Annotated in this window: 29 protein-coding genes; 25 read left to right on the forward strand and 4 right to left on the reverse strand. The window is 41.2% G+C overall.

The genetic code is table 11. The annotated features are described in order from the left end of the window. Positions 1-24 precede the first annotated feature (24 nt). Positions 25-903 carry a cytochrome c oxidase assembly factor CtaG gene (gene ctaG / locus MHI41_RS07260; protein WP_281201369.1) on the forward strand — a complete coding sequence of 293 codons (879 nt, stop codon included), beginning with the start codon at positions 25-27 and terminating at the stop codon, positions 901-903. Between the two features lie 84 nt (positions 904-987). Here ctaG and MHI41_RS07265 read toward each other — a convergent pair whose 3' ends face one another. Further along, positions 988-1,353, reverse strand: coding sequence for a YugN family protein (locus MHI41_RS07265; RefSeq protein ID WP_008345035.1), 366 nt, complete (start codon positions 1,351-1,353; stop codon positions 988-990). Between the two features lie 161 nt (positions 1,354-1,514). On the opposite strand from MHI41_RS07265, the gene MHI41_RS07270 reads away from it, so the two are divergent. The 9 genes from MHI41_RS07270 (at position 1,515) to coaD (ending at position 6,576) form a co-directional block, all read left to right on the forward strand. Next, positions 1,515-1,937, forward strand: a complete 423-nt coding sequence (locus MHI41_RS07270) for a CBS domain-containing protein (RefSeq protein WP_034646433.1) — start codon at positions 1,515-1,517, stop codon at positions 1,935-1,937. Positions 1,938-2,059: 122 nt separating this feature from the next. Beyond that, the gene (locus MHI41_RS07275) at positions 2,060-3,103 is read left to right on the forward strand and encodes a CAP domain-containing protein (RefSeq protein ID WP_008345031.1); all 1,044 of its coding nucleotides are present in this window, start codon (positions 2,060-2,062) and stop codon (positions 3,101-3,103) included. 109 nt (positions 3,104-3,212) lie between these two features. Beyond that, entirely contained in the window at positions 3,213-3,626 is a 414-nt protein-coding gene (locus MHI41_RS07280; RefSeq protein ID WP_017367184.1) for a YlbD family protein, read from the forward strand. A 19-nt stretch (positions 3,627-3,645) separates the two neighbouring features. Continuing rightward, positions 3,646-3,894, forward strand: coding sequence for a YlbE-like family protein (locus MHI41_RS07285; protein WP_017359376.1), 249 nt, complete (start codon positions 3,646-3,648; stop codon positions 3,892-3,894). Between the two features lie 73 nt (positions 3,895-3,967). Continuing rightward, entirely contained in the window at positions 3,968-4,375 is a 408-nt protein-coding gene (locus tag MHI41_RS07290; protein WP_007499810.1) for a hypothetical protein, read from the forward strand. A gap of 57 nt (positions 4,376-4,432) precedes the next feature. Continuing rightward, on the forward strand, positions 4,433-4,882 hold the full coding sequence (locus MHI41_RS07295; RefSeq protein ID WP_007499807.1) for a YlbF family regulator: 450 nt from the start codon (positions 4,433-4,435) through the stop codon (positions 4,880-4,882). A 65-nt stretch (positions 4,883-4,947) separates the two neighbouring features. Next, positions 4,948-5,220: a YlbG family protein gene (locus MHI41_RS07300; RefSeq protein WP_008345023.1), complete on the forward strand. Its 273-nt coding sequence runs from the start codon at positions 4,948-4,950 to the stop codon at positions 5,218-5,220. A gap of 312 nt (positions 5,221-5,532) precedes the next feature. Then, positions 5,533-6,090, forward strand: coding sequence for a 16S rRNA (guanine(966)-N(2))-methyltransferase RsmD (rsmD, locus tag MHI41_RS07305; RefSeq protein ID WP_007499805.1), 558 nt, complete (start codon positions 5,533-5,535; stop codon positions 6,088-6,090). Positions 6,091-6,093: 3 nt separating this feature from the next. Continuing rightward, complete coding sequence (coaD, locus tag MHI41_RS07310) at positions 6,094-6,576, forward strand: pantetheine-phosphate adenylyltransferase (RefSeq protein ID WP_007499803.1); 483 nt, start codon at positions 6,094-6,096, stop codon at positions 6,574-6,576. 13 nt (positions 6,577-6,589) lie between these two features. On the opposite strand, the gene ylbJ is transcribed toward coaD, so the two are convergent. Further along, a complete protein-coding gene (ylbJ, locus tag MHI41_RS07315; RefSeq protein WP_008345019.1) occupies positions 6,590-7,798 on the reverse strand; it encodes a sporulation integral membrane protein YlbJ in 1,209 nt (402 codons plus the stop codon). 156 nt (positions 7,799-7,954) lie between these two features. Between ylbJ and MHI41_RS07320 the strand changes: the two genes are divergently transcribed. Beyond that, positions 7,955-8,734: a patatin-like phospholipase family protein gene (locus MHI41_RS07320; RefSeq protein WP_008345016.1), complete on the forward strand. Its 780-nt coding sequence runs from the start codon at positions 7,955-7,957 to the stop codon at positions 8,732-8,734. A gap of 4 nt (positions 8,735-8,738) precedes the next feature. Next, the gene (locus MHI41_RS07325; RefSeq protein ID WP_317329108.1) at positions 8,739-9,767 is read left to right on the forward strand and encodes a SepM family pheromone-processing serine protease; all 1,029 of its coding nucleotides are present in this window, start codon (positions 8,739-8,741) and stop codon (positions 9,765-9,767) included. Positions 9,768-9,997: 230 nt separating this feature from the next. On the opposite strand, the gene MHI41_RS07330 is transcribed toward MHI41_RS07325, so the two are convergent. Further along, complete coding sequence (locus MHI41_RS07330) at positions 9,998-11,425, reverse strand: nucleotidyltransferase (RefSeq protein WP_342494678.1); 1,428 nt, start codon at positions 11,423-11,425, stop codon at positions 9,998-10,000. 26 nt (positions 11,426-11,451) lie between these two features. On the opposite strand from MHI41_RS07330, the gene MHI41_RS07335 reads away from it, so the two are divergent. The 3 genes from MHI41_RS07335 (at position 11,452) to gerR (ending at position 12,843) form a co-directional block, all read left to right on the forward strand. After that, positions 11,452-11,970, forward strand: coding sequence for a DUF177 domain-containing protein (locus tag MHI41_RS07335; protein ID WP_008345010.1), 519 nt, complete (start codon positions 11,452-11,454; stop codon positions 11,968-11,970). Between the two features lie 21 nt (positions 11,971-11,991). Next, positions 11,992-12,165, forward strand: a complete 174-nt coding sequence (rpmF, locus tag MHI41_RS07340; protein WP_008354700.1) for a 50S ribosomal protein L32 — start codon at positions 11,992-11,994, stop codon at positions 12,163-12,165. Between the two features lie 138 nt (positions 12,166-12,303). Then, positions 12,304-12,843, forward strand: coding sequence for a sporulation-specific transcriptional regulator GerR (gene gerR / locus MHI41_RS07345; RefSeq protein ID WP_017359370.1), 540 nt, complete (start codon positions 12,304-12,306; stop codon positions 12,841-12,843). Positions 12,844-12,896: 53 nt separating this feature from the next. Here gerR and MHI41_RS07350 read toward each other — a convergent pair whose 3' ends face one another. Next, a complete protein-coding gene (locus MHI41_RS07350) occupies positions 12,897-13,376 on the reverse strand; it encodes an N-acetyltransferase (protein WP_007499784.1) in 480 nt (159 codons plus the stop codon). A 210-nt stretch (positions 13,377-13,586) separates the two neighbouring features. Here MHI41_RS07350 and MHI41_RS07355 point away from each other — a divergent pair, with 210 nt between their 5' ends. The 10 genes from MHI41_RS07355 (at position 13,587) to murD (ending at position 26,463) form a co-directional block, all read left to right on the forward strand. Next, on the forward strand, positions 13,587-14,480 hold the full coding sequence (locus MHI41_RS07355) for a 2-dehydropantoate 2-reductase (protein WP_282833598.1): 894 nt from the start codon (positions 13,587-13,589) through the stop codon (positions 14,478-14,480). Positions 14,481-14,544: 64 nt separating this feature from the next. Further along, a complete protein-coding gene (gene bshC / locus MHI41_RS07360; RefSeq protein WP_282833599.1) occupies positions 14,545-16,164 on the forward strand; it encodes a bacillithiol biosynthesis cysteine-adding enzyme BshC in 1,620 nt (539 codons plus the stop codon). Positions 16,165-16,291: 127 nt separating this feature from the next. Then, positions 16,292-16,723 (forward strand): division/cell wall cluster transcriptional repressor MraZ, encoded by a 432-nt coding sequence (gene mraZ, locus MHI41_RS07365; RefSeq protein ID WP_003211163.1) that lies wholly within the window; start codon positions 16,292-16,294, stop codon positions 16,721-16,723. Positions 16,724-16,789: 66 nt separating this feature from the next. After that, on the forward strand, positions 16,790-17,722 hold the full coding sequence (rsmH, locus tag MHI41_RS07370; RefSeq protein WP_007499781.1) for a 16S rRNA (cytosine(1402)-N(4))-methyltransferase RsmH: 933 nt from the start codon (positions 16,790-16,792) through the stop codon (positions 17,720-17,722). A 36-nt stretch (positions 17,723-17,758) separates the two neighbouring features. After that, complete coding sequence (gene ftsL / locus MHI41_RS07375; RefSeq protein ID WP_008344998.1) at positions 17,759-18,106, forward strand: cell division protein FtsL; 348 nt, start codon at positions 17,759-17,761, stop codon at positions 18,104-18,106. A 7-nt stretch (positions 18,107-18,113) separates the two neighbouring features. Continuing rightward, positions 18,114-20,264, forward strand: coding sequence for a penicillin-binding protein (locus MHI41_RS07380; RefSeq protein WP_024720306.1), 2,151 nt, complete (start codon positions 18,114-18,116; stop codon positions 20,262-20,264). Positions 20,265-20,389: 125 nt separating this feature from the next. Further along, positions 20,390-22,309, forward strand: a complete 1,920-nt coding sequence (locus MHI41_RS07385) for a stage V sporulation protein D (RefSeq protein WP_019743279.1) — start codon at positions 20,390-20,392, stop codon at positions 22,307-22,309. Between the two features lie 211 nt (positions 22,310-22,520). Further along, positions 22,521-23,996 carry a UDP-N-acetylmuramoyl-L-alanyl-D-glutamate--2,6-diaminopimelate ligase gene (locus MHI41_RS07390; protein WP_282833600.1) on the forward strand — a complete coding sequence of 492 codons (1,476 nt, stop codon included), beginning with the start codon at positions 22,521-22,523 and terminating at the stop codon, positions 23,994-23,996. A gap of 136 nt (positions 23,997-24,132) precedes the next feature. Beyond that, positions 24,133-25,107, forward strand: coding sequence for a phospho-N-acetylmuramoyl-pentapeptide-transferase (gene mraY / locus MHI41_RS07395; RefSeq protein WP_007499771.1), 975 nt, complete (start codon positions 24,133-24,135; stop codon positions 25,105-25,107). Continuing rightward, positions 25,108-26,463 carry a UDP-N-acetylmuramoyl-L-alanine--D-glutamate ligase gene (gene murD, locus MHI41_RS07400; RefSeq protein WP_282833601.1) on the forward strand — a complete coding sequence of 452 codons (1,356 nt, stop codon included), beginning with the start codon at positions 25,108-25,110 and terminating at the stop codon, positions 26,461-26,463. It begins immediately after the preceding gene. Positions 26,464-26,471: the final 8 nt, after the last annotated feature.

Here is a 26,471-nt window from a genome sequence, read left to right on the forward strand (position 1 = left end):
TTTGCCCTTGAAGGAGGCGCAGCAATGGAAAACTTAGAGATATTTGGATTTCGTGCATTATGGAGTCCTTACTATTTGACATGTATTGTAGTAGCAGCCGCTTTTTATCTGCTTCTCGTGACGAAGGGAAAGCACCGTGCGACGGTGAAAGAGAAAACGCTGTTTCTCACGGGGCTTGTGTTGCTTTATGCAGTGAAGGGGAGCCCAATTGATTTAATGGGGCATATTATGTTCAGTGCGCATATGGCGCAAATGGCAGTGCTCTATTTGGTCATCCCGCCGCTTCTTATTACAGGTTTACCTGCGGCGATTTGGGAGCGGATCATTCAAACACGGTGCATTCAGCCGATTTTCCGCTTGTTTTCTAAGCCGTTGATTGCCTTGCTCGGATTTAACGGGTTGTTTTCGCTGTATCATATTCCGCTTGTGTTCGATTTTGTCAAAACAGATCCGTTTTATCACGCATTGATGACGGTTGTGATTTTTATCGCTGCCTTTTTCATGTGGTGGCCGCTTGTCCATAAAGTGCAAAGTCAGCCGCAGATTACAGGCATTTTAAAGCTTGGGTATATTATGGCAGATGGGATTTTAATGACACCTGCCTGCGCACTCATTATGTTTAGTGAAGCGCCTATCTATGCCACTTATTCAGATGCTGGGGCATGGATACAAGCACTGCACCTATGCGTACCGAGTGATATGCTTGCTGGTCTTGCGCTTACGGGACCTGACATGTTTCATACATTGCCGCTGCTAGAAGATCAGCAACTAGGTGCTATTTTGATGAAAATCATTCAAGAGATTGTATACGGATCGATTCTTGCTGTTGTCTTCTTTGACTGGGCAAGAAAAGAAAGAGCGAAAGATGCCGTACCAGATGCGCTCATTCCGAAATATGAATAAATGAAAAGCACAGCCGCAGGGGCTGTGCTTCCAGATTGTTGGCAAAGGGCTAAAATGAACTTTATTTTAGCCCTTTGTCTTCTTTTATGCTTCAGCAGTTATCGCTTCTAGTTTTTCTTTCAATTGGTTCAGCGTTTTTTTGCTGGATTGAATAAGAGATTTAGGGAAATCTTCGCCTTCTCCATATTCAACACCATGCGGATAATAGTGTTTTCCAAGTAAAGGTGTCAGCAGCTGGATGTGGGCTTTTTTGGAGCCGACATCTCCCTCAGTGGCGTAGCCAGAGATCCGTAAGTAAAACGTCCCCTCTACCATGTTATACTTCCTGTCGTACGTCACACGCTCATAATCCCATTGATCGGCTCGTACAAATCCTTCACTTTCCATAATGAAATCCAATTTATTTAAGTCAGCTGATACCTTTTCAATCCCCGTACCTTCAAACTTCACCCAAAACCCCTCCTTATAAAAATTCCCTTTACTGACAATCATAGTATGAAAGCGTTAAACTTTCAACTGTGAAAGGTATGTTCTTTTATAAGCTGGTTACAGTAATAAAGAAAATAACGGATGGAGGAATCAACGTGAAAACGAAAAAAATCAAAGATATCATGACGAAAAAAGTAGTGACGTTGCAAAAGGACGACAATGCGTATGAAGCGGCAGTCAAAATGAAAGATGCTGACATTGGTGCCATCCCAGTAGTCGATGGGGATCAGCTTGTTGGTATTGTCACAGACCGCGACCTTGTACTTAGAGGTATTGCTGAGAAAAAGCCGAACTCACAAGAGGTTGGTGCCATCATGACGAAGGAAGTATTGACAGCTGAAGAAGATGCAACCCTAGAAGAAATTGTCCGGTTGATGTCAGAACATCAGCTCCGTCGTATCCCGGTTGTCAAAAACGGGGCACTAACAGGAATCGTAGCCCTTGGGGATTTATCAGTTGAAGATTTATCAAACGATCGTGCAGGTGATGCTCTGACGGAAATCTCTCAACAAGACCAGGATCATGGCCAAGGATTTCTTCATTAGGAGGGGCATATTTTAAATTCGTGTTAAATAGGCTGTATTGTCGTTGATAAATGGAGCAAGTTTTGTTTAAATGACAGTAGAAGGTACTTTTTGTACCTTGCCAATTTAACGGAGGTGTTTATTTGAAAACTGTGCTGAAAACACTCTTCATCCTCCTGATTATATCTGGAACGTACGTTCTGTTTATTCAATATGGATCTTCACCAGAAAAAGAAAACAGCAATGAGCCGAAGGTGTCTAATGAAGAAACATCTAGCGATAAGCCGATCAACATTCCGAAAAAAGGTCTCATGTCCTTTATGGGGAAGTCTTCAAACGAAGTGCTTAAACAGCTAGGGGAACCAGATCGCATTGATCCTTCCGCATATGATTATGACTGGTGGATATACAATCAATCGAAAAAACACTATATTCAAGTAGGGGTAAAGGACAGTAAAGTGGTGACCTTGTTTGCGACAGGGGATGGGCTGAATGTTGAGCCGTTTAAAATCGGTCAAGCCACAAGTGAAGTATTTAAAAAAACACAAATCGCTCCTTACATTCATGTAGAGGACGAGGGAAATTCATATCGCTTTGAATTCTCAGAAGATGATATGAATACCAGGCCGACGGTGAAAGTGGGAGATGATGTGTATGTCCAGCTCTACATGGATAAGTTTGAAAGCACTCTTTCGAGCATTAGAGCCTTTAACGCAGATACATTTGTCAAACAAAAGCCGTATGAAGTCGTTTATCGAGGTCAATTAATTGAACCTGAGGCGATATCAGGCGAAAAGTGGAAGGATATTGAAGCGTCGAGTCAAAAACAAATTTTTGATATGACCAATATTATCCGCCATAAGTACAAACTACCGACCTTAAAGTGGGACGATGAAACCTCTGAAGTGGCATTCATGCATAGTGAGGACATGAAAGATCATCATTATTTCTCCCATGAATCTAAAAAATACGGCACGCTGAAAGACCGGTTAGAAAGAGGAGAGGTCGCATTTCAGCTTGCGGGGGAAAACATTGCGTATAATTATGTTGATGGCCCTGCAGCTGTAGAAGGCTGGCTGAATAGCGAAGGTCACCGGAAGGCATTGTTAAATCAAGATTACACGCACCTTGGCGTTGGTGTGAAAGAAAAGTACTATACACAAAACTTCATTAAGAAAACGTCTTAATCCTCTAAACAGCTGCGCACAGATGGCGGCTGTTTTTTTATGAAAAGGGCTCACCAAAATAGATCCAGATGTATATAGTATAGTAGGCATTTGTATGGGGGGTGAGGATATGACAAATAAGCAAAAGCAAACATCCATTGATGAATTTAAACAGTTCGTCAGACGCCATCCGAAATTAATCCAAGAAGTGCAGACGCAAGAAAAAAGCTGGCAAAGTTTATACGAGAATTGGGTCATGTTTGGTGAGGAAGATGATATGTGGTCTCCTTACCGGCAAACACAAAAGGAAGAAGCAAAAGAAGAAAAAGCCGCTAAGCAAAGTGAACCGGGAAAAGCAGATTTTATGTCTAAAATGGTTTCTGCAGTGAAAAAAATGGACGCTGATCAAATGAATGAACAAATTAATAAAATGAGCCAGTCTATTTCCTCTTTACAAAGCTTACTCGGTCAATTTTCATCAAATGGCTCAAAGAAGGGTTCATCTGGAGGCAGCCAGCACCCATTCTCCTTCAGGAAAGATTAATTGAAAGGGGATGCTTTTGGTGCGGAGAGAAGTACAAGAGTTTGTCATGGCCGAAGAGGATCGAATCAAATTCATCAGGCAGCGCCCACTCTGGTATAGACAGTTAACGCGGCATCCTGAAAATGTCACTTCATTTGAATTAGATAAAATGAATTTTTACGAAAAAACCATTCCTCATCGTGTGAGCCAGTTGAGCAATAGTGTCCAAATGGCTGAAATGATGATTCAGATGTTCCAAGCAATGCGCAATCAAAATGGAGCCGGGTGAGGCTTTTTTTGAGTTGATTAAGATGTCTATTTCATGAGCATCCTATGAAAGTAGACGAAAGGAGAATCAGAACATGAAATGGATGCTGTCAATATGCGCATTGCTTTTTCTTCTCACCGGATGTCAAAGTCAACATGATCAAGAGCAAGTAACTAGGCAAGAACCAGCAGTACCAGTCATGCAGCAGACGCAAAGTGAAATGAAGCAGCAAGGCTTTTTAAAATACAAAGTGCAGGGATCTGTTGTGTATATAGAAAGTACACTTCAAGATTTTCACCTTGAACCTTCACCCTTGAAAAAGGATAAGAAGGCGGGGTATTTTACTGTGTATGTAGACGGGAAACGGGCAGGCAATGAGTATACTGCGGCGTTTGTGGTCAAGCACCTTTCAAAAGGAAAGCATAAAATGACCGTTGTGCTAAATTCTCGTCACCCTGAATATAAGCAGAAAAGAGAGACGTGGGATGTATTTGTCACGTAAAAGCATTTTCTGATCCATAGGTTTCGTGGTAAACTATGAATTGGAGGTGCAACATTTATGTATGCGACAATCGAATCTGTGGAGCTCCAAGAGGAAGCAAATCAATTGGCTGCCATGATTCTTCAGTCGGAGGAGGCTGAACATTACCGCAACTGCTTTAAGCGTCTCCAGCAAGACGAAGAAGCCCAACAAATTATTGCCCATTTTACAAAAGTAAAAGAGCAATATGAAGATGTGCAGCGGTTCGGCAAATACCATCCGGACTATAGAACGATCTCAAAAGAAATGCGTGAGGTCAAAAGAAAGCTAGATCTTCACGATACAGTGGTTGATTTCAAAAAAGCAGAAACAGCGATTCAATCCATCTTAGATGAGATTAGTATTGAAATCGGTCAAGCTGTATCAGCATATATTAAAGTTCCAACAGGGAACCCATATTTTGATGGTCTATCATCATGCGGCGGTGGCTGTGGATCAGGAGGCAGCTGTGGCTGTAAAGTATCTTGACGAGACTTGAACGTCTCGTCTTTTACATAATGAACGGAAAGAATTGAAAAGCGGCAGGTGAAAAGATGGATACCAAACGTCAAGGGATGGTCGTTTGGCTGCATTCGTTAAAGCAGTCAAAAGCGCTAAGGAAATTTGGGAATGTTCACTATATTTCAAGGAAAATGAAATATGCAGTGATTTATTGTGATATGAATGATCTTGAGCGCCACATGGCAAAGCTCAGTTCATTGCCATTTGTGAAACGTGTTGAGCCTTCCTATAAACCTTTTATTAAATTAGAGTACGAATCGAAATTGGACAAAGCAAAAGAGTATGACTATAAGGTGGGCTTTTAAAGACACAAAAAAACCCCCGCGGCATCACCCGCGGGGTCCTTCTATTCTTAATGATTCATTAAGGAGAAGGCAAAGGGAGAGGAGAAACCGGAGGAAGAACTTATGGGGAAACGTAAGTCTTCTCCGCGGTTGGCAACAGCACCACATCAGATGCTGTTAACAGTAGTATGACCCTCTCTTTTGTGATCTATACATAGAAAATGAATGGAATTCAGTGCATTGTCCCATGTGGAGTGGATATGGTAAGATAATGTTGAATTTTTTGTCATCAAACAATATTCAATAGATGCAAGCAGAAAAAGTGGTGGAAAAATGAGAGTGATTTCTGGAACAAAAAAAGGCCGCACGCTGAAAGCCGTACCCGGCCAATCAACAAGACCAACAACAGATAAAGTAAAAGAATCCATTTTTAATATGATTGGACCGTATTTTGATGGGGGATGGGCCCTTGATTTATTTGCTGGAAGTGGTGGTTTAGGTATTGAAGCGCTTTCTAGAGGGTTCGATCATTGTATTTTTGTGGATCGAGATATGAAGGCGATTCAGACGATTAAAGGCAACTTGAATCAATTGTCGCTGATGGATCAAAGTGAAGTGTTTCGAAATGATGCAAACCGTGCACTCGCTGCTGTAGTGAAGCGAGAAGAATCTTTTCAAGCCATCTTCCTTGATCCGCCGTATAAAGATCAAAAGTTGAAAGCACTTCTTGATACGATTGATGAGCATTCCTTATTAGCAGATGATGGTGTCATTGTGTGTGAGCACGATAAAGATGTGACACTGCCAGAGGAAGCAGGACAGCTACATATCTCAAGGCAGGAAATGTACGGAATGACTGGCATTACGATCTATAGAAAGCGGGGAAATTAAAGCATGGGGAATATAGCCGTTTGTCCGGGTAGCTTCGATCCAGTCACATTGGGCCATTTGGATATTATCAAAAGAGGGGCAAAGATTTTTGATGAAGTATATGTGTGCGTCCTCAATAACTCATCAAAAAAGCCGTTGTTTACTGTTGAAGAGCGGTGTGAACTCATTCGTCAAGCAACAAAGGAGCTGCCGAATATCAAAGTGGAATCCTTTCATGGACTGCTCGTTGATTATGCGAAACAAAAAGAGGCGAAAGTCATTTTACGCGGACTTAGAGCGGTGACGGACTTTGAATACGAGATGCAAGGGACATCAATGAACAAAGTGTTGAATGATGACATTGAAACGTTCTTTATGATGACGAATAATCAATACTCCTTCTTAAGTTCAAGCATTGTTAAAGAAGTAGCGAAGTATCATGGATCAGTCAAAGAGCTTGTACCGCAAGAGGTCGAAGCTGCGCTGAAAGAAAAATTTAATGGATGAGTGCACTGTGCACTCATCCATTTTTTAATTTCTGATAATAGAGCGCAATATACACGATCAGACTGAACAAGGTGATGAGGGGACCAGCAGATACAAGCTGATTCCATAACACGCTGCTAAACATCACGACTTGCTCGCTTGCTTCAAATGCCCCTGCTGGAAGCGCCATGTCTGCTTTAGAGACGTAAAGGGGTTTGAATAACAAAAAGGCAAAGACGGCTGCGTAAATACCGTGAAGCAAACGGGCCAAGAAAAACGGTTTAAAACGTATATCGGTTGCTGCCAAAATGCCGGCTACCTGAGCTTGAACGGAGAATCCGCTAAATCCTAAAATAAAGCTGACCACAATCGTTTTAGCGAGCAGGGAAACCTCTTGTGACCCTGTGAGTTGACTTCCTAATGTGATTTCAAATAGACCCGCAATCATGGCTAGATCTAATTCTGGCGGAAGATGCATCGTTTTCAGTATATAACCGATCCCGATAGAGAGAAGATCTGTTACATGCACAACAGCGAGCATTTGACTAAAGACAGAAAATAAAATGATAAAGCCGCCAATCATAAAGAGCGTTTGAACAGATGACATGACAGCGTCACTTAATATTTGGCCAAGTGGTCTTTTTTCTGCGAGTCTTGCCGTATGAAGAGCGCTGAATGCTTCTCGAATTGGAGGCAATAAAAATCCTTTTCGGCTTCTGAGGTGCGCATCATGACGTGCTTTATATCCACGCATCGTCACCCCAACCGCGAGATTTCCTAAATAATGTGCACAGGCTAACACAATGCCTAAAGCTGGGTGATGAAAAAATCCTACAGCTACTGCTCCAAAAATGAACAAAGGGTTTGAAGAATTGGTAAATGACACAAGGCGTTCTGCTTCAATTCTTGTCAGCTGTCCTTCCTGCCGAAGTCTTGTCGTCAATTTAGCGCCAGAAGGAAAACCAGAGGCCATTCCCATCGCTAATACAAATCCGCCGACACCAGGCACCCGAAAGATAGGCCGCATAAATGGCTCTAATAATACGCCGACAAATCTGACAATCCCGAAACTGATTAATAGCTCGGACAAAATAAAAAAAGGTAGCAGCGATGGAAAAACCACTTCCCACCACATTGCAAGTCCATTTTTTGATGCTTGCAAAGAGGCTTGTGGATGTGTTATCACAGTGGCTGTTAAAAAGATAAAAAAAGCAGCGATGAACAGAGTGTTCCATTTTTTCATGGAGATGTCGCCCCTTGCCGTTATAATCTATTGGCGAGCTCGTGATTAAAGAAAAAGAGATGCTAGCCGAGCCTGTCTTCTATTACTATACGATGAGAAGGGGCATGTTTAGACCTATAGATTCGTATATATGCATAGAAAGAGGAGGGTGGATTCATGAAACGACCGATTATCGGGCTTGCGCTGGGCTCCGGGGGTGCCAGAGGGATGGCGCATATCGGGGTTTTATCTAGTCTTGAGAAACAAGGAATTCAGGTGGATATGATCGCAGGAAGCAGTATTGGTGCTCTTGTGGGGAGCTTTTATGCGGCAGGACAAGACGTAGAAAAAATGAAAAAACTTGCACTTGTCTTCAGAAGAAAGTATTATGCTGACTATACACTGCCAAAAATCGGTCTGTTAAAAGGAAATCGAATTTTGCAGCTGATTCACACGTTTACATATGGGAAGAATATTGAAGAAATGCGCGTGCCTCTTGCGATTGTTGCCTGTGACCTTCAGACAGGGGAGAAGGTTGTGTTCAAAGAAGGGTCTGTCTCACAAGCAGTCAGGGCAAGCATTAGCATTCCGGGTGTGTTTGTTCCGCATGAAATAGGCGGCAGGCAATTGGTGGATGGAGCGGTAGTGGACCGCATTCCTGTCTCTGTTCTGAAAGAAATGGGGGCAGATCTCATTATCGCCTCTGATGTATCAAGGGTGAAAAAAACAGAAAAGGCAACGAGATTATCGGATGTCATTATGCAAAGTTTGGACATCCTTCAAAATGAATTGGTTCGTCACCAAACCATTCATGCAGATCTCATGATTCGGCCGAAGCTCGAGACCTTTAGCTCTAGTGCGTTTACACAGGTTCAAGAAATGATTGAAGCAGGTGAACTCGCCGCCGACCAACTAAGAGAAAAACTGAAAGATGTCATTGATAAATGGGAGTGTTAATCGAATGAAAAAATTAAATATTCGCTGGCTCAGCTTTTTTGCTGTTGTTCTAGTCTTATTTGGCTTAACTTTTGTGAAACTGCCCTATTACGTCACAAAGCCAGGTGATGCAACAGAAATTGCGCCACACATTCAAGTAGACGGAGGATATGGCGAGAAGGGCAGCTTTTCTCTTATGACCATTAAAGTAGGTCCAGCCAATCCATATACGTATTTGCTTGCAAAAATGAACAAGTATGACGAAATCGTTCCAGAAGAAAATATTAAAGCGGACGGAGAGTCTGATGAGGATTATATGAAACGGCAGCTGCAGCTCATGAAAAGTTCTCAAGAAAATGCGATGATTGCCGCTTATACAAAAGCGGGGAAAAAAGTAGATTATACGTTTAATGGGGTATATGCGAGCTATGTGATGAAAGGAATGCCTGCATATGGGAAGATTGAAGTTGGCGATAAGATCAAAAGCGTCGACGGCCGTACATATGAGTCAGCAGATAAAATGGTTTCGTATATTAGCAGTAAAAAAGCAGGCACTGCTGTCCGTTTTGTACTTGAACGTAATGGCAAAGAAATCACGCAGAACGTGACGTTAAAACCATTTAAAGAAGAGCCAAAACGAGTGGGAATTGGCGTATCATTATTTACAGACCGTCATGTGAAAGTGTCTCCTTCTGTGAAAGTGGACATCGAAAACATCGGCGGTCCATCGGCTGGTTTAATGATGTCACTTGAAATTTACAATCAGTTGACAAAAGAAGATGAAACACATGGCTATGCGATCGCAGGGACTGGAACGATTGATGCAGATGGTACAGTCGGACCAATTGGCGGAATTGATCAAAAGGTTGTTGCAGCAGACAAAGCAGGAAAAGACATCTTCTTTGCACCGAATGATAAAGGTGACCCAAACTCTGACTACAAAAATGCAGTCAAAACAGCAAAAGATATTAAAAGTGATATGAAAATCGTTCCTGTGGATACCATGCAGGACGCACTAAACTATTTAAACAAATTAAAAGAGAAAGCATCATAAAAAGAGCAGCCTGCGATCATGCTGCTCTAGCGTGTAGATAAACCCTCGCATTCGGTGTCAGTTCTGCGTGCCGGTGCTCATGAATGTCAAATTCGCTCCGGTACTCGTCCTTCCTACACTACAAAGGTTTTCTATCACGCTGAAAAGAAGACAAAGGGCTAAAATAAAGTTCATTTTAGCCCTTTGTCAACAATCTGGAGTAGCAGCCTGCAAATCAGGCTGCTTTTTTTCTATCGAGATGAAAAGAGCCCGCTCTCTTCATCATATCGAATCGGTGATGTTTTAAACTCTGCTTTCGTTAATTCTGTTTGCATGGGTTCACAGATGGGAAGGCTGAACACCCTTGAAGCGCGAATATCAAGATCAAGGGCGGGATGTGAAAAGGAAGACAGTTTACTCACAAGTGGTACATCCAACTCTTTTTTTACAAGAGACAGGTACTGTTGTCCTTTCCTTGTCATTCCAAGTAAACGAATATAGGGCGCTTTTTTCTCTTCAAGCAGCTCGTGCATCGTCATTTTCTTCACGTTCATTAATAGATGCGTATTCATCCGCTGTAACCTTGTCCACGTATATCGTTTTGTTTTGACAAGTGATAGATACTCCTCGTAGGAAGACGCATGTGTCATGGCTTTTTGCATGCGGTGTTCAATGCCTTCTTCAATTTCATAGATGCCCTCTAGTTCACTCGTATCCATTGTATGAAAAACATGTTTCAGAAAGCGAAAATAGGCTTCTTGCGTATGTAAAAGACCATATGAAGAATGATAGTCGTGTAATTGCTTTAAAGTAGCGTCCGGGAGGTAGGGCGTGACTGCTTGAAATGAGCTCTGTTCTTTTAAAGCTTTTCGGATACTTGTGGCGCTTGCGATTTTTTGGTTGTCAGGTAGTTCTTCATCATGATAATCAGATGCAATTCTTTGAGACGTAAAAGGCTGCATGTGAGGAGCTCTCTCTAAGATGGCTTTAACATAATGAAAGCCTAAAATGTTATTTGGTTTGGACAAATCCAGTAAGTGTTCAGAATGAATGGCCTCTTGAAACGCACCTGCTGCTGCTGCGGGATAACTAAGACCTTCTTTCACCTTTTCTTTTGTTAAAAGGTCAATCTCTGCCTTTTTTTCATGCCAAGCGTGTGCTGTGCGCTCAAATGCTTTGATCTCTCCATCCTCACTGCCGAAAAAAAGAGAATGGCATTTTAATGCATCGAGGATGGACACAGCGCCATTGGCGAAGGTTTCTGCCTTTTGTACGGCATATATGTATGGAAGCTCACACACAATGTCTACACCGTTTTGCAGTGCCATTTTTGTACGTGCCCATTTTGAAACGATGGCAGGCTCCCCGCGCTGGAGGAAAGAACCGCTCATGACGGCAATGGCAACATCTGAGGAGGTTTGTTTTTTCGCCTGATTCACATGATAGGCATGCCCATAATGAAATGGATTGTACTCGACAACGACTCCCACTGCTTTCAATAGATGTTCCGCCTTTCTTGCTATGGTTAAATGGTCTGTGCTACAGTAGCATAAGGGAAAAATGAAGACCATTTTTTTCAGTTTAGGCATTCCGAGAACTGATGTCAAACAGCCCTTTGACGTCATGAAGGACTGTAAAGAAAAAATATTGACAAATAGCATGATGAAAGCTATAATCATGTTTGTTGCTCTTAGAGGTGATACAATTGAAATGGACAGTTTATCAGTTACATCAAAAAGCTAAAAACAGCTTCGATTTTCATGAGACGGTTGACTTAAATGAACTTACTAGCCTTCATTCAGATATACGTCGTATTTCACCAGTAGAGGTGAAAGGGACTGGAGTGATCGAATCAAAGCAAGTCGCATTTGATTTAACCATCACAGGTGAAATGACATTGCCTTGTTCAAGAACGCTTGTTGATGTAAATTATCCATTTGCGATTTCAACAAAAGAACTATTTGTACTTCATAAGACAGACGATATAGAAGATGAAGACGTATCTGTTGTAGAAGACGATATCATCGACTTAACGCCTATAGTCAAGGAAGAAATTCTTCTTGAAGTGCCCATGCAAATCTTTTGCGACCAAGCTGACGTAAAAGGTGCTGCACCACAGGAAGGGAATGACTGGGCGGTCATTTCGGAAGATGCACATCAAAACCGAATTGATCCTCGTCTGGAAGGCTTGAAGAAGCTCTTAGAAGAAAATAATGAATCTTAACTCTTTAAGGAGGTGGGAATAATGGCTGTACCTTTTAGAAGAACTTCTAAAATGAAAAAAAGATTGCGTCGTACGCATTTCAAACTACAAGTACCTGGTATGGTAGCTTGCCCAGAATGCGGTGAAATGAAAATTTCTCATCGTGTCTGCAAATCTTGCGGAACATACAAAGGCAAAGACGTAAAAAGCAACTAATGCTTGATAAAAAAACGTGAGGGAATCTTCCCTTGCGTTTTTTTATTGATCTATTTTTTAGGTTTCTCTCCTGCAAATAGTCTATCTACTCTAGTAAGCGCATATGATGTGGTATTCAGATTCAGGGGGGATGATGAGTTGACGATTACACGGCAGGACGCATGGACACAAGATGAAGATTTACTTTTAGCAGAAGTTGTCTTAAGGCATATCCGAGATGGCGGTACCCAGCTTTCAGCATTTGAAGAGGTTGGAAAAGCATTGTCAAGAACAGCAGCAGCATGTGGATTCAGGTGGAATTCTTACGTCAGAAAGCAGTACCAGGCAGGCATTGAGCTTGCCAAAAAACAGCGAAAAGAACTGCGTAAAAAAATTGGTATCCATTCTTCGGGTTTACCGCAGCATGCGTTCACCATAGAGGAGAAGGCATCTTCTGATCAGACTGAACTGACGCTTCGAGAAGTAATTCGGTTTCTAGAGCAGCTTGAGAAAGAACCATCTGGTCCAGCTTATTTACGGGAGGAGCTTAAAGATGCACAGCATCAATTAAAATCACTCACCGAAGAAAATGAACAGCTGAAGCGTCAATTAAAAATGACAGAAGAAGATTACCGGGCACTTATTGGTATTGTTGAAAGAGTCAAACAGAATATCAGCTTAAAAGATTACGCAAAATAAGAAAACGCCCCTCACAGATGGAAAGAGGGGCGTTTTCTTATTGATTAAAATGATTAAGCGGACTCACCTGTGTTCTTTTGAATATGTGCAGGCTCCCAAATGAGTGGGTTTTCTCCTTTATCGCGTTCCATATCATATTTCACCGCTTCAAAGCCCATTTTATCCCAAAAACCGGCAGATTTGACGCGTGGATTCGTTCGAATTGGAAGGCCGAAAGATTTTGCGAAATCAACAAGCGCTTCGCCGTATCCTTTACGCTGATATCCTGGCAGCACTTCTAGCTTCCACAGCTCTAGATAATCATGATTATGGTCAAAATACGTCGTCGTCGAGCCATCTACTTGATAGAGGCTCATACGTGCCACAAGCTTATCTCCAAAGTAAATCCCATAAAATGGAGAGTTGCTGTCATTTTCAATCATATTACTTTCTAGGTCTTCAAGCATGGAAAGTTCTTGTATGCCATATTCCTTAAATTGTTTAAATTCCTCTAATGTTTTGTAGTTAATCAGAAGACGTTTTACTTGTGTCATGTGATCTTCCCCCTTACACACATAATGTCGACAGTGATGTCATTGAAGGCGTTTTCATCCCATCCGCCTAAAAAAGTTTTTACACTTATTATTATAGTTTTTTAATTAAAAAAATTCAATCATAGCGCGTTATCTGCTTTTTGCATCGTAGCACGAAACTGGTAAAATAGTTGATAACATGAAGTAAACAGAAAAAGGGAAGTGCGGCAATTGAAAATTGGAATCATTGGCGGTGGTGCGATTGGTCTGCTTTGTGCCAGTTATTTATCAGAGCATCATGACATCACCGTCTTTACAAGAAGGAAACAGCAGGCAGAAGAAATTCGAGCATTAGGCATTGAACGAATGGTAAGAGGGGAAACCATTCAATCAGCTGTTGAGGCCGATACGGGAGTCAAAGGAATATTTGATTTGCTGATTGTGACAGTGAAGTATCATCACCTGCAAGATGTTCTAGGGGAATTATCAGGACTGCCTCGTCAGCGGATCTTATTTTTGCAGAACGGAATGGCCCACTTATTCGATTTAAAGAACTGGAAAGCGGCACATCAGTTATATATTGGTGTAGTAGAGCATGGCGCAATGAAGGTGTCTGATCGCGCAGTGAAGCATACAGGAATTGGTGTCATCAAGTGGGGAGCATTTCTGCATGAGGAAAAAGGACCTATGAGTAATGGATTGTCATCGGACGATTTTCAAATGATTTATACAGATGAATGGAAAAAGATACTGGAGGAAAAACTGCTCGTCAATGTGTGTATTAATCCGTTGACGGCTTTATTACATGTGAATAATGGGGAATTGGTATCGAACCCATCATATGAACATATGATGACATGTGCATTTGAAGAAGCGGTTTCCATTCTACGGTTGCCTGAAAAAGATCGTCTATGGGCTCATGTGAAATCGATTTGCCATCAAACGGCTGCCAATCAATCGTCGATGCTGCAAGATATCGTCAAAGGCCGCCAAACTGAAAGAAAAGCAATCATTGGCTACCTTTTAAAAAAAGCTCAAGGTCAAGGGATGACGCCGCCATTCCTCACTTTCTTGAATAGAAGCTTGGAAGTATTGGAAAAAAAGCAAACAAAATCTTTTGAGTGAGCTCATTTACATGCTATACTTTTTCGGGAAACTAACTATTTATTGAAGAAAGGAAGTTCTAAACATGCAATTGACTGAACTTTCCATCCGAAGTCAGAATTTATTCATACGTGATTATATAGAAGAAAAAAAAGAGATGACTGCTTTTTTTGATTATGATATACATTCTGAGCACACATGGAAAAAGAGATACGACGATCTCATGGAAAGGAGCTTCCCGCGCGAGGCTTTAGCGGATTATATGAGCGCATATCATGCAAAATTTGATTCGGCTGCGATGCGTGAGAATATTGAGAAGATCCGTGATGAACGGAGCGTCATGGTGGTTGGAGGACAGCAGGCAGGCTTACTGGCAGGTCCGCTTTATACAATACATAAAATCATTTCCATTATTCAGTTTGCCAAAGAAAAAGAATCAGAGCTTGGCGTTCCTGTTATTCCGGTCTTTTGGGTAGCGGGTGAAGATCACGATGTAGACGAAATTAACTTTGTGTACACGTCTGGCGAAAAAGGCCCAGTCAAACAAAAGCTTCCATTACATCATGTGAAAAAAACAGCTGCGAAAAGAACACCCCTCCACCAAGAGAAAACAGAGAGATGGCTTCGTGATGTATTTTCAACCTATGAGGAATCTGCTTACACCAATGACTTGTTTGATCAGCTTCTTCGATGTTTACGCAAATCAGAAACGTTTACTGATTTCTTTGAGTGGATTGTTTGCGATCTATTTGAAGAAGATGGACTCCTGTTATTGAATTCAGGAGACTTCGGCGTGAAGCCACTTGAACGTACGTTATTCAAGCAAATTGTGGAGTCGAGTGATGCGATCGTGGCTCGCTTAAATAACACGCAGGCTGCCATGAAACAAGCGGGGTATCAGCCGATTATTGAAGCTGGTGACCATCAAGCCAACTTGTTTTACGAATATGATGATGAACGTTTCCTCATTGAAAAAGAGAATGGCCAATTTTCTATATCTGAAGTGGGGCTTACTTGGACAAAAGATGAGCTTTTGCAGGAAGTCGAGGAGCACCCAGAGCGGTTTAGCAATAATGTGGTGACACGTCCATTGATGCAGGAAACCCTTCTTCCAACGCTTGCTTTTATGGCTGGACACGGTGAAGTGAACTATTGGGGTGAGCTGAAAGGCATCTTCGAGTACTTCGATGTCAAAATGGCACCCGTTCTTCCAAGACTGCACGTCACCATTCTTGAACGGCACATTGATAAGAAGCTGCCGATAAGAGAATTGTCGGTTGAAGAAGTGCTGACAAAAGGCGTGAAAGAAAAGAAGGATGCGCACTTTCAGCAAAGTCTTCCAGACAGCTTCGTTCAATCAGTTCAACATGCCAAACGTGAATTAGCGAATGTTCATGAGGCAATGAGACAAGAAGCGCTAGAGATCGAACCAAGCTTTGAACAGCTATTAGATAAAAATGCCAAATTTATAGAAGACCAGCTTCAATTTGTTTATCAAAAGGTTGCAAATCGTGTGGAAGAGAAGGAAGGATACATCCTTCGAGATTTTGAACGGATTGAAAATAGTTTAAAACCACTCGAAGCACCACAAGAAAGAATTTGGAATATCATGTACTTTTTAAACAAATATGGTCCAGAATTCTTCAAAACGTTCAAAAATCTGCCATTTTCATTTCAAAACAAGCAACAAATTGTCAAACTTTGAAATAAAGTTTTAATGAACCCTGACTAGTTCAGGGTTTTTTTTTATGTGGAAACAGTGTAAAATAAGTTTTGTGGAGAGAAGTGGTGGATAGTGGAGAGTATGGGTGAGAAAGTGGGGCTCTGATATCATGTTCATGGGTGAATACCAACATACGATTGATACAAAAGGGCGCATGATCATCCCTGCTAAATTTAGAGACGGTCTCGGAGAACAGTTTGTGCTGACGAGAGGGCTTGATCAATGTTTATTTGGCTACCCTATGAGTGAGTGGAAACTAATTGAAGAGAAACTCAAAGCATTGCCGCTAACGAAAAAAGATGCACGTGCGTTTACCCGGTTCTTCTTCTCCGGCGCAGTTGAATGTGATCTGGACAAGCAGGGGCGCATTAACATCGCATCCAACCTACTCCAATATGCAAAACTCGAAAAAGAATGTGTGGTCATCGGCGTTTCAAATCGAATTGAGTTGTGGAGTAAGTCGATCTGGGAACAATATACAGAAGAGCAAGAAGATTCTTTTGCTGAAATTGCTGAAAACATGATTGGATTTGATATATAATAATCCCTTGTGCAGCAAGCTTTCTACACATTCATTTCTATTTGAAAAAGGTGGGACCATATCATCATGTTTCAACATGAGACAGTATTATTAAAAGAAACAGTTGACGGTTTAAACGTCAAAGAAGACGGTACATATGTGGACTGCACGCTAGGCGGCGCAGGTCATAGCTCATATTTACTATCTCAATTATCAGAAAAAGGTACATTGATTGGGTTTGACCAAGACGATGCTGCACTGGATCATGCACGAGAGAAGCTCGCACATGTTAAAGCGAACATTCTTTTCATAAAAAGCAACTTCCGATATTTAAAAGAACGTCTGAATGAACAAGGAATTACAAGCGTAGACGGTGTGATTTTTGATCTTGGGGTTTCATCACCTCAGCTTGACACACCAGAGAGAGGCTTTAGTTATCACCATGATGCACCTCTTGACATGCGAATGGATCAAACCGCTGCTTTGTCGGCAAAACAAGTGGTGAATGAATGGCCATTTGAAGATCTAGTTCGGATTTTCTACAAATATGGGGAAGAAAAATTCAGCAAGCAAATCGCACGCAAAATTGAAGAAGCCAGAAAAAAAGCGCCAATTGAAACAACAGGTGAGCTTGTCGACATTATTAAAGAAGGAATTCCCGCACCTGCAAGACGAAAAGGCGGACATCCAGCGAAAAGAGTGTTTCAAGCGATCCGAATTGCCGTAAATGACGAATTGAAAGTATTTGAAGAAGCACTAGAACAAGCAATAGAGTTACTCAATCCGAAGGGGAGAATTTCTGTCATTACATTCCATTCACTTGAAGATCGGATTTGTAAAAGTACATTTAAAGAAATGTCTTCTCTTCCAGAACTTCCGCACGGACTACCAGTGATTCCAGAAGGACTTGAACCAAAACTGAAGCTGATCACGAGAAAACCAATCGTTGCATCAGAACAAGAGCTGGAATATAACAACCGTGCCCGTTCAGCGAAGCTCCGAATTGCAGAAAAAAAGTAAACGACACCATAGATGATGATAAAAAGGAGGTTTCTTATGAGTAATTTGGCTTACCAAAGAGAAGTAAAGCAACATCAAACCGAGCAGCAAGGTCAATCGGTTGTTATTAGAAGAAGAGGTTCTATTACACTTGGTGAAAAAATCTTACTTGTCATGTTTGTCATGGCTCTCATGTGCAGCTCGATCCTCATCATTTCTAAAGCCTTTGCTGTTTATCACGCAAATATCGAAGTGCAGAAGCTAGAACAGCAAGTGTCTTTAGAATCGAAAAAGATCACTGAACTGCAAAAGGAAAAAGACTTACTAAGTGAACCAGAGAGAATCATTGAAGCCGCTAAAAAAGCGGGCTTAAGCATATCGAAAGATGTTAAGAAGGTCGATTAACATGGCGATGCCTAAAAAGAATAAAATGATGAACAGAGGCGCGGCAATTGCGAGTATTTGCTTCGCCCTGTTTTTCTTTATCATCCTTGCACGTTTTATTTATATTCAGATTACGGGAACCGTCGATGGACAAGTGTTAGCTGCAAAAGCCAATGAACAATATCAATCGAAAAAAACACTTGAAGCCAAAAGAGGGTCCATTTTAGACAGAAACGGAAATGTGATTGCGGAAGATACATCTGTGTATAAGCTGATTGCGATCATGAGCAAGAAAATGACGGTCGATCCAAAGCATCCGATGCATGTCGTTGACAAAGAAAAGACAGCAAAAGAGCTGTCAAAAGTCATTGATATGAGTGAGAGTGAAATTTTAAAGCGTCTGAATACAAAAGATGCGTTCCAAGTTGAGTTTGGTAAAGCCGGAAAGGATATTAGTTTTTCAACAAAGGAAAAAATTGAAAAGCTAAAACTTCCTGGGATCGCCTTTGAAAAAGACACAAAGAGGTATTATCCAAACGGCATGTTTGCTTCGAACTTAATCGGTTACGCTAGATTAGATGAAGCAACGAAGGACATGTCAGGCGCAATGGGTCTAGAAAAGGCTCTGAATAAATATCTGAAAGAAAAAGATGGCTATGTAACATATAACAGCGACAGAAGCGGATGGGCACTTCCGAATAGTAAAGAAGACATCGTTGCCCCGAAAGACGGGAAAAACGTCACACTGACCATCGACCAAAAAATTCAAGCATTTCTTGAAGAAAGTATGACGCAGGTCGCTAAAAAATATAAGCCGAAGAAAATCATTGCGACAGTCGTTGATCCGAAAACTGGAAGAGTTCTTGCAATGGGACAGCGGCCAAGCTTTAATTTAAATGAACTCGACATTACGAACTATAACAACGATGTCATTTCTTACGCATTTGAACCAGGTTCAACAATGAAAATTTTTACACTCGCTGCTGCTATCCAAGAAGGAGTGTACCAAGGCAGTGACAAGTATCAGTCTGGTACTTATAAAGTAGGCGGCGGTCTTGTAAGAGACCATAACAACGGAAATGGCTGGGGGAAAATTGATTTTCATGAAGGTGTTCTACGTTCTTCAAACGTAGCTTTTGCGAAACTGGCAAAAGAAAAGCTAGGTTTCACACGCTACGAACAATACTTGCAAAAATTCCATTTCTATGACAAAACAGGCATAGACTTGCCGAACGAAGCGTCTAGTAAAATCAATTTCAGATACGAATATGACAAAGCATCGACTGCTTATGGTCAGGCGTCCGCGATTACCCCAATTCAGCAAATTGAAGCGGCGACAGCCATTGCAAACGGTGGAACGATGATGAAACCATATGTAATCGATCATATTACAGACCCGAACACAAACAAAACAATTTTACAGCACGAACCAACAGTAGCAGGAAAACCAATTTCTTCTGATACAGCGAAGCAAGTCCGTGACATTTTAGGTGAGGTCGTTTCCTCAAAAATTGGCACAGGACAGCCATATCAAATCAAAGGTTTTGATGTCGCTGGGAAAACAGGTACAGGACAAATTGGCGGTGCTGGCGGCTACCTTCAAGGGAGAAACGATTACGTCTTTTCATTTATGGGAATGGCACCAAAAGATGATCCGAAGCTGCTCGTTTATGTGGCTGTCCAACAGCCTCAGCTATCTGAAACACAAACAGGCTCTGCCCCTGTTTCAGAAATCTTTAACCCTGTGATGAAAAATAGTTTGCTCTATTTAAATATCGCACCAACAAAAACAGACGATAAAAAATCTGGCAAACAGAAAATAAAACAAGAAACAATGCCGTCATTCCTAGATTTAGAAGTGAAACAGGCAGAAACAGAAGCAAAAAACAAAAAGTTATCACCTGTTGTCATTGGTGACGGTCTATCCATTAAACGCCAATGGCCAAATGCGGGCTCTGAATTCTCTGAAAGCCAGAAAGTCTTTTTGAAAACAGCAGGGAAAACCATTAAAATGCCTGATATGACAGGCTGGTCCAGAAGGGAAGTTCTTCAATATGCGTCTATTTCAGGTGTGCATATTGAAACAAATGGACAGGGATATGCTGTCAAACAAAGTGTGAAAAGTGGAGCGGAGATTTCAGATAAAGTCGTCACAGTGACCTTCAAAAGTCCAAATTAACTTGAAAACCTAGCAAATCATTTGCTAGGTTTTTTTCTTTTGCTTGAGCGATGGACGAGATCGTTCTATAAAAAGACGAGCCTGCATATGATGAAATCAAGCCATATGTAAGGAGTGAACCGGGCGTGCGAGTGTCAAGTGTAACAGTGAGAAAACGATTGCTTTTCGTGCTGCTGTTTGGGGTGATCATTTTTTTCATCATAGATACTAGATTAGGATATGTGCAGTTTATTATGGGCGAGAAGCTGACAAGTTTAGCGAAAGATTCATGGAGCCGTAACCTCCCATTTGAACCCGAACGAGGAGATATTTTGGACCGAAATGGGGTGGAGCTTGCGACGAACAAAAGTGCTCCCTCTATTTTAGTCGTGCCGCGGCAGGTGAAAGACCCAGCAGAAACAAGCAAAAAATTAGCAGCAGTACTGAATATGTCTGAGGAGAAAGCGTACAAGCATGTTACCAAGAAAACGTCTATAGAGCGGATTTCTCCAGAGGGGAGAAAAGTATCTCATGAAAAAGCAAAAGAAGTCAGAGAGCTTGATTTAGATGGAGTCTATGTAGCAGAAGACAGCATTAGACATTACCCGTTTGGAAGTTTCTTATCTCATGTATTAGGTTTTGCTGGAATTGATAATCAAGGCTTACTTGGGCTAGAAGCGTACTATGATGATGACCTAAAAGGTGAAAAAGGCTCTGTGAAATTTTATTCTGATGCAAAAGGGCAGAAAATGCCAGATGAAGCAGATGATTATACACCGCCTAAAGATGGTCTTGATATGAAATTAACAGTTGATTCAAAAGTGCAAACCATCATCGAACGAGAACTAGACAATGCTCAGGCAAAATATAACCCAGATGGCATGATTGCCATTGCCATGAATCCGAAAAATGGTGAGGTGCTGGGAATGTCGAGCAGACCTGACTTTGATCCGGCTGACTATCAATCAGTTGATTCAAAAGTATTTAACCGAAACTTACCGGTGTGGAGCACATATGAGCCAGGATCGACGTTTAAAATCATTACACTGGCAGCTGCCCTGGAAGAAAATAAAGTAAATTTAAAACGTGATCAATTTTTTGACAGCGGATCTGTGACAGTGGATGGCGCAAGGCTCAGATGCTGGAAAAAGGGAGGACATGGATCACAGTCGTTTCTAGAAGTGGTACAAAACTCTTGTAACCCAGGATTCGTCGAGCTAGGCGACCGTCTTGGAAAAGATAAATTATTTTCTTATATTAAGAATTTTGGCTTTGGTCAAAAGACAGGAATCGACCTTCAAGGAGAAGGTAGAGGAATTTTGTTCCCGCTTGATCGTGTTGGTCCTGTAGAACAGGCAACAACAGCCTTTGGTCAAGGTGTATCTGTTACGCCGATTCAACAAGTAGCTGCAGTGGCAGCCGCGGTAAATGGAGGAACGCTTTACACCCCTTATATTGCAAAAGAATGGATCGATCCAATTACAAAAGAGGTGGTTAAAAAGCAATCACCAATTGCCAAGAAGAAAGTCATTTCAGCGGAGACATCTAAAGAAATCAGGTATGCCCTTGAAAGTGTAGTCGCTCAAGGAACTGGCCGGAATGCATTCGTTGAAGGATATCGGGTGGGCGGAAAAACAGGAACAGCACAGAAAGTAAAAGACGGAAAGTACATGGAAAATAACCACATTGTGTCATTTATCGGTTTTGCGCCTGCGGATGACCCAAGCATTGTTGTATATGTAGCAGTAGATAACCCAAAAGGCACGATTCAATTTGGTGGGACAGTAGCAGCACCTATTGTGGGCCATATTATGCGAGACAGTCTGCCTGAAATGGGCGTGAAAAAAAGAAAAGGACAAATTGAAAAGAAGTACCAATGGCTGGACACAAAAACCATTGAGGTACCGAATCTTGTAGGAGGATCTGTTTCTGACCTTGAATCACTCCTGATTAATTTAAAGATTGATGCTTCAGGAACTGGCAGTAAAGTGGTGAAGCAATCACCTGCTGCCGGCACAAAGGTCAAAGAAGGTTCCACGATCCGATTATACTTAAATGATGAATAATAAAGAATGAACAGAGGGTAGCCGCACTCATTCGGCTGCCTCTTTTTGTTGAAAGAGAAGGGTCGCTTTAAAAAAAGAGCATAAAGTGTGTTTTTTCCAAGAGAAACTTAAGGAATACGCTGGATGTATCCTTTTTTTTACGATAAAATATAGACTGTGTGTTTTTTTCACAAGACATGCACGTGAACGAATTTGAGAGGTTTGATATGAAATGAAATTACAAGAACTCCTTACATACTTTAAAAGTGAAAACAGTGAACTGATAAACGAAAATCCGGAGATTACTTCCATTGAAATGGATTCAAGAGAAGTAAAAAAAGGGAGTCTTTTTGTCTGTATAAAAGGCTATACAGTAGATGGACATGATTACGCTGAAAAAGCGGTGAAAAGCGGGGCTGCAGCAATTGTAGCAGAACACCCACTTCACCTAACAGATGTACCAGTCATTATTGTAAAACACTCTCAAAGAGCACTTGCAAGAATGGCAGATGCTTTTTACGAACAGCCAACTCATAAACTCAATCTAATTGGTATTACAGGAACGAACGGGAAAACGTCCACAACACACATGATTGAACAAATGATGAGAAAAGCCGATAAAAAAACAGGTTTAATCGGTACGATGTATATGAAGATAAACGATGAAATTCTCGAAGTGAAAAACACAACACCTGAGAGTGTCACCCTTCAGAAGACCTTTAAGCAGATGCTTGATCAAGACGTAGATACAGCCATTATGGAAGTATCATCACATGCTTTGCATCTTGGGCGTGTTCATGGATGTGATTATGATATTGCCGTCTTTACAAATCTTACCCAAGATCATCTGGACTACCACAACACAATGGAAGAATATAAACATGCAAAAAGCTTGCTCTTTTCCCAGCTCGGAAGTGCCTTTCAGCATGATAAGCCGAAGCATGCCATTTTAAATGCAGATGATGAAGCGTCTAGTTATTTTGAAAAAGTCACAGCTGCTGAAATTATGACGTATGGCTTAGAGCAAGAATCAGATGTAATGGCAAAGAACATTCAAATCAAACCAAAGGGAACACAATTTGATTTGATCACCCCAATCGGCACAAAAAATGTGACGGTTGCCCTTATTGGGAAATTCAATGTGTATAACATTCTAGCAGCTGTATCAGTAGGAATTGTATCAGGCTTAACGTTTGAAACGATCGTTAGTGCCATTGAAGAACTTGAGGGAGTCAAAGGAAGATTCGAACTTGTGAATTGTGATCAAGACTTCCCAGTCATCGTTGATTATGCGCACACACCTGACAGTTTAGAAAATGTACTGACTACGTGTAGAGAATTAACAGAAGGTAGAATTTTCTGTGTAGTTGGCTGCGGGGGCGACCGTGATAAAACCAAGCGCCCTCAAATGGCCCAAATCGCTGTGAAATATGCAGATGAGCCTGTTTTTACATCAGATAATCCAAGAAGTGAAGATCCATCAGCCATTTTGAAAGACATGGAAAATGGCGTGCCAAACGCCTATTATCACAGCTTTGTGAACCGGAAACAGGCCATCTTTTTTGCCATTGCTAATGCAAAAAAGGGCGATACAGTCTTAATAGCTGGAAAAGGCCATGAGACGTACCAAATCATTGGTGATCAAGTCTATGACTTTGATGATGCCAAGGTGGCAGCCGACGCTATTTTAGATCTAAACAAATCTTAAAAATGATGAAAAGAGTGTAATGAAATGAAGCATTTTGTACAAAAACAACATACGAAAGACACGAATGAATATCATAATAATGAATGCTATTTTCTAATGGAAAACGGCTTTGGAAATTCGGAAGGAGTAAAGAACAATGCTTGAACAGGTGATATTGTTTACAATCATAATGGGATTTTTAATCAGTGTTCTTTTATCCCCGATTTTTATTCCGTTTTTAAGAAGACTTAAATTTGGTCAAAGTATTAGAGAAGAAGGACCTCAGTCTCACCAAAAGAAATCTGGTACCCCAACAATGGGTGGAATTATGATTATCTTTTCTATTACAATTACAACGATCGTGATGATTAACAAATTCTCTGAGATTAGTCCAGAAATGTTTTTATTGTTATTTGTCACCCTTGGCTACGGATTATTAGGATTTTTAGATGATTATATTAAAGTAGCGATGAAGCGAAATCTTGGCTTAACATCAAAACAAAAACTGATCGGGCAAATTGTGATTGCTGTGATTTTCTATGCAGTCTTCCATTATTATGAGTTTGCAACGACTATTCGCATTCCAGGAACAGATGTCAGCTTTGACTTAGGATGGGCATACTTTATCCTCGTCGTTTTCATGCTTGTCGGTGGTTCTAATGCGGTAAACCTTACAGATGGACTTGATGGTTTATTATCTGGAACAGCTGCTATTGCATTCGGAGCTTTTGCTATATTGGCTTGGAATCAATCTCAGTATGATGTGGCGATCTTTTCGGTAGCAGTAGCAGGGGCTGTCCTTGGGTTCCTTGTCTTTAATGCGCATCCTGCAAAAGTATTTATGGGTGATACGGGATCGCTTGCTTTAGGCGGTGCCATCGTGGCCATTGCCATTTTAACGAAACTTGAGATTTTACTCGTCATTATTGGAGGAGTATTTGTTGTTGAAACGTTATCCGTTATCCTTCAAGTCATCTCCTTCAAAACAACTGGAAAAAGAATCTTTAAGATGAGCCCGCTTCACCACCACTATGAGTTAGTTGGCTGGTCTGAGTGGAGAGTAGTTGTCACCTTCTGGACAGCTGGTTTATTGCTTGCTGTTTTAGGAATTTACATCGAGGTGTGGTTATAATTGAATAGGATGCAAATGTTAAAAGACGAACATGTACTAGTACTAGGCCTTGCAAAAAGCGGATATGCGGCAGCCTCAATTCTTCACGAACACGGAATAAACGTGACGGTCAATGATCAAAAAGCTTTTGAAGAAAACGAGCCTGCTCAGTTACTTTCTGAAAAGGGGATTGATGTCATTTGTGGCAGTCATCCTCTTCGTATGTTCGACGATAAAGAAATTACGATTTTAATTAAGAACCCTGGAATTCCTTATGAGAATGTGATGGTTCAAGAGGCGCTTCGCCGAAAAATTCCAGTTTGGACTGAAATAGAATTGGCGTATCATTTGACCTCATCTCCTTTTATTGGGATTACCGGATCAAATGGAAAAACGACCACGACCACTTTGATTTATGAAATGTTGAAAAAAGACAGCCAAAAAACATTGGTAGCAGGTAATATCGGAACGGTCGCAAGTGAAGTTGCCGCGCGTGCAGCGGGCGATGAATGGATCGTAACTGAGCTCTCTTCATTTCAGTTAATGGGAACCGTTGAATTCAGACCTAAAATCAGCTTAATATTAAATATTTTTGACGCACATTTAGACTATCATCACACGCGTGAAGAATACGAAAAAGCAAAACAGAAAGTGTATGCACATCAACAAGAAGATGACATAGCTGTGGTTAACCTAGATGATCCATCTGTTGTCAAACTAGCAGAAGATTCGAAAGCGCAAAAAGTGTTTTTCTCAGTTAAAGAGCCGGTAGCACATGGAGCGTTTATTAAAGATGATGCCATTTACTATATGAATGAACATGTCATTGACCTAAAGGATGTTGTTCTTCCTGGTGAGCATAACCAAGAAAATATTCTAGCAGCTATTTGTGTTGTAAAAAATGCAGGCTGCTCAAACGAAGCGATTGCGCAAGTTCTTACTACATTTAGTGGAGTGAAGCATCGTTTGCAATTTGTGGAGACGATTCAAAATAGAAAATTTTATAATGACAGTAAAGCGACCAATATACTGGCAACAAGTAAAGCTTTGTCTGCCTTCAAGCAGCCGACCATTTTACTAGCAGGTGGACTGGATCGTGGCAATGAATTTGATGAATTAAAACCTTTTATGAAGAATGTTAAAGGAATGATTACATTTGGTGAGACTGCGCCTAAGTTTGTGAAGCTTGGTGAAGAGCTGGGAATACATCACGTAAAACATGTCGATAATGTTGAACAAGCAGTACCTGCGGCGTTTAGCATATCTGAAGAAGAAGACGTGATTTTATTGTCTCCAGCTTGTGCAAGCTGGGATCAGCATAAAACATTTGAAGAACGTGGAGACATGTTTGTAAACGCCGTGCATATGCTTAAATAAGGGCTTGT

Origin of the sequence: Bacillus sp. FSL M7-0307, from assembly GCF_038627835.1 — a bacterium.
In the GTDB taxonomy this organism is placed as follows: domain Bacteria; phylum Bacillota; class Bacilli; order Bacillales; family Bacillaceae; genus Bacillus; species Bacillus altitudinis.

Bases quoted from the DNA above. Each gene is read 5' to 3' on its own strand.
- MHI41_RS07320 (WP_008345016.1), top strand. From the start codon at position 7,955: ATGAAACGACCGATTATCGGGCTTGCGCTGGGCTCCGGGGGTGCCAGA.
- MHI41_RS07280 (WP_017367184.1), top strand. From the start codon at position 3,213: ATGACAAATAAGCAAAAGCAAACATCCATTGATGAATTTAAACAGTTC.
- MHI41_RS07380 (WP_024720306.1), top strand. From the start codon at position 18,114: ATGCCTAAAAAGAATAAAATGATGAACAGAGGCGCGGCAATTGCGAGT.
- bshC (WP_282833599.1), top strand. From the start codon at position 14,545: ATGCAATTGACTGAACTTTCCATCCGAAGTCAGAATTTATTCATACGT.
- rsmD (WP_007499805.1), top strand. From the start codon at position 5,533: ATGAGAGTGATTTCTGGAACAAAAAAAGGCCGCACGCTGAAAGCCGTA.
- rsmH (WP_007499781.1), top strand. From the start codon at position 16,790: ATGTTTCAACATGAGACAGTATTATTAAAAGAAACAGTTGACGGTTTA.
- ftsL (WP_008344998.1), top strand. From the start codon at position 17,759: ATGAGTAATTTGGCTTACCAAAGAGAAGTAAAGCAACATCAAACCGAG.
- mraY (WP_007499771.1), top strand. From the start codon at position 24,133: ATGCTTGAACAGGTGATATTGTTTACAATCATAATGGGATTTTTAATC.
- MHI41_RS07325 (WP_317329108.1), top strand. From the start codon at position 8,739: ATGAAAAAATTAAATATTCGCTGGCTCAGCTTTTTTGCTGTTGTTCTA.
- mraZ (WP_003211163.1), top strand. From the start codon at position 16,292: ATGTTCATGGGTGAATACCAACATACGATTGATACAAAAGGGCGCATG.
- MHI41_RS07300 (WP_008345023.1), top strand. From the start codon at position 4,948: ATGGATACCAAACGTCAAGGGATGGTCGTTTGGCTGCATTCGTTAAAG.
- MHI41_RS07290 (WP_007499810.1), top strand. From the start codon at position 3,968: ATGAAATGGATGCTGTCAATATGCGCATTGCTTTTTCTTCTCACCGGA.
- MHI41_RS07295 (WP_007499807.1), top strand. From the start codon at position 4,433: ATGTATGCGACAATCGAATCTGTGGAGCTCCAAGAGGAAGCAAATCAA.
- MHI41_RS07330 (WP_342494678.1), bottom strand. From the start codon at position 11,425: ATGATTATAGCTTTCATCATGCTATTTGTCAATATTTTTTCTTTACAG.
- ctaG (WP_281201369.1), top strand. From the start codon at position 25: ATGGAAAACTTAGAGATATTTGGATTTCGTGCATTATGGAGTCCTTAC.
- MHI41_RS07270 (WP_034646433.1), top strand. From the start codon at position 1,515: ATGACGAAAAAAGTAGTGACGTTGCAAAAGGACGACAATGCGTATGAA.
- rpmF (WP_008354700.1), top strand. From the start codon at position 11,992: ATGGCTGTACCTTTTAGAAGAACTTCTAAAATGAAAAAAAGATTGCGT.
- MHI41_RS07390 (WP_282833600.1), top strand. From the start codon at position 22,521: ATGAAATTACAAGAACTCCTTACATACTTTAAAAGTGAAAACAGTGAA.
- MHI41_RS07350 (WP_007499784.1), bottom strand. From the start codon at position 13,376: ATGACACAAGTAAAACGTCTTCTGATTAACTACAAAACATTAGAGGAA.
- coaD (WP_007499803.1), top strand. From the start codon at position 6,094: ATGGGGAATATAGCCGTTTGTCCGGGTAGCTTCGATCCAGTCACATTG.
- ylbJ (WP_008345019.1), bottom strand. From the start codon at position 7,798: ATGAAAAAATGGAACACTCTGTTCATCGCTGCTTTTTTTATCTTTTTA.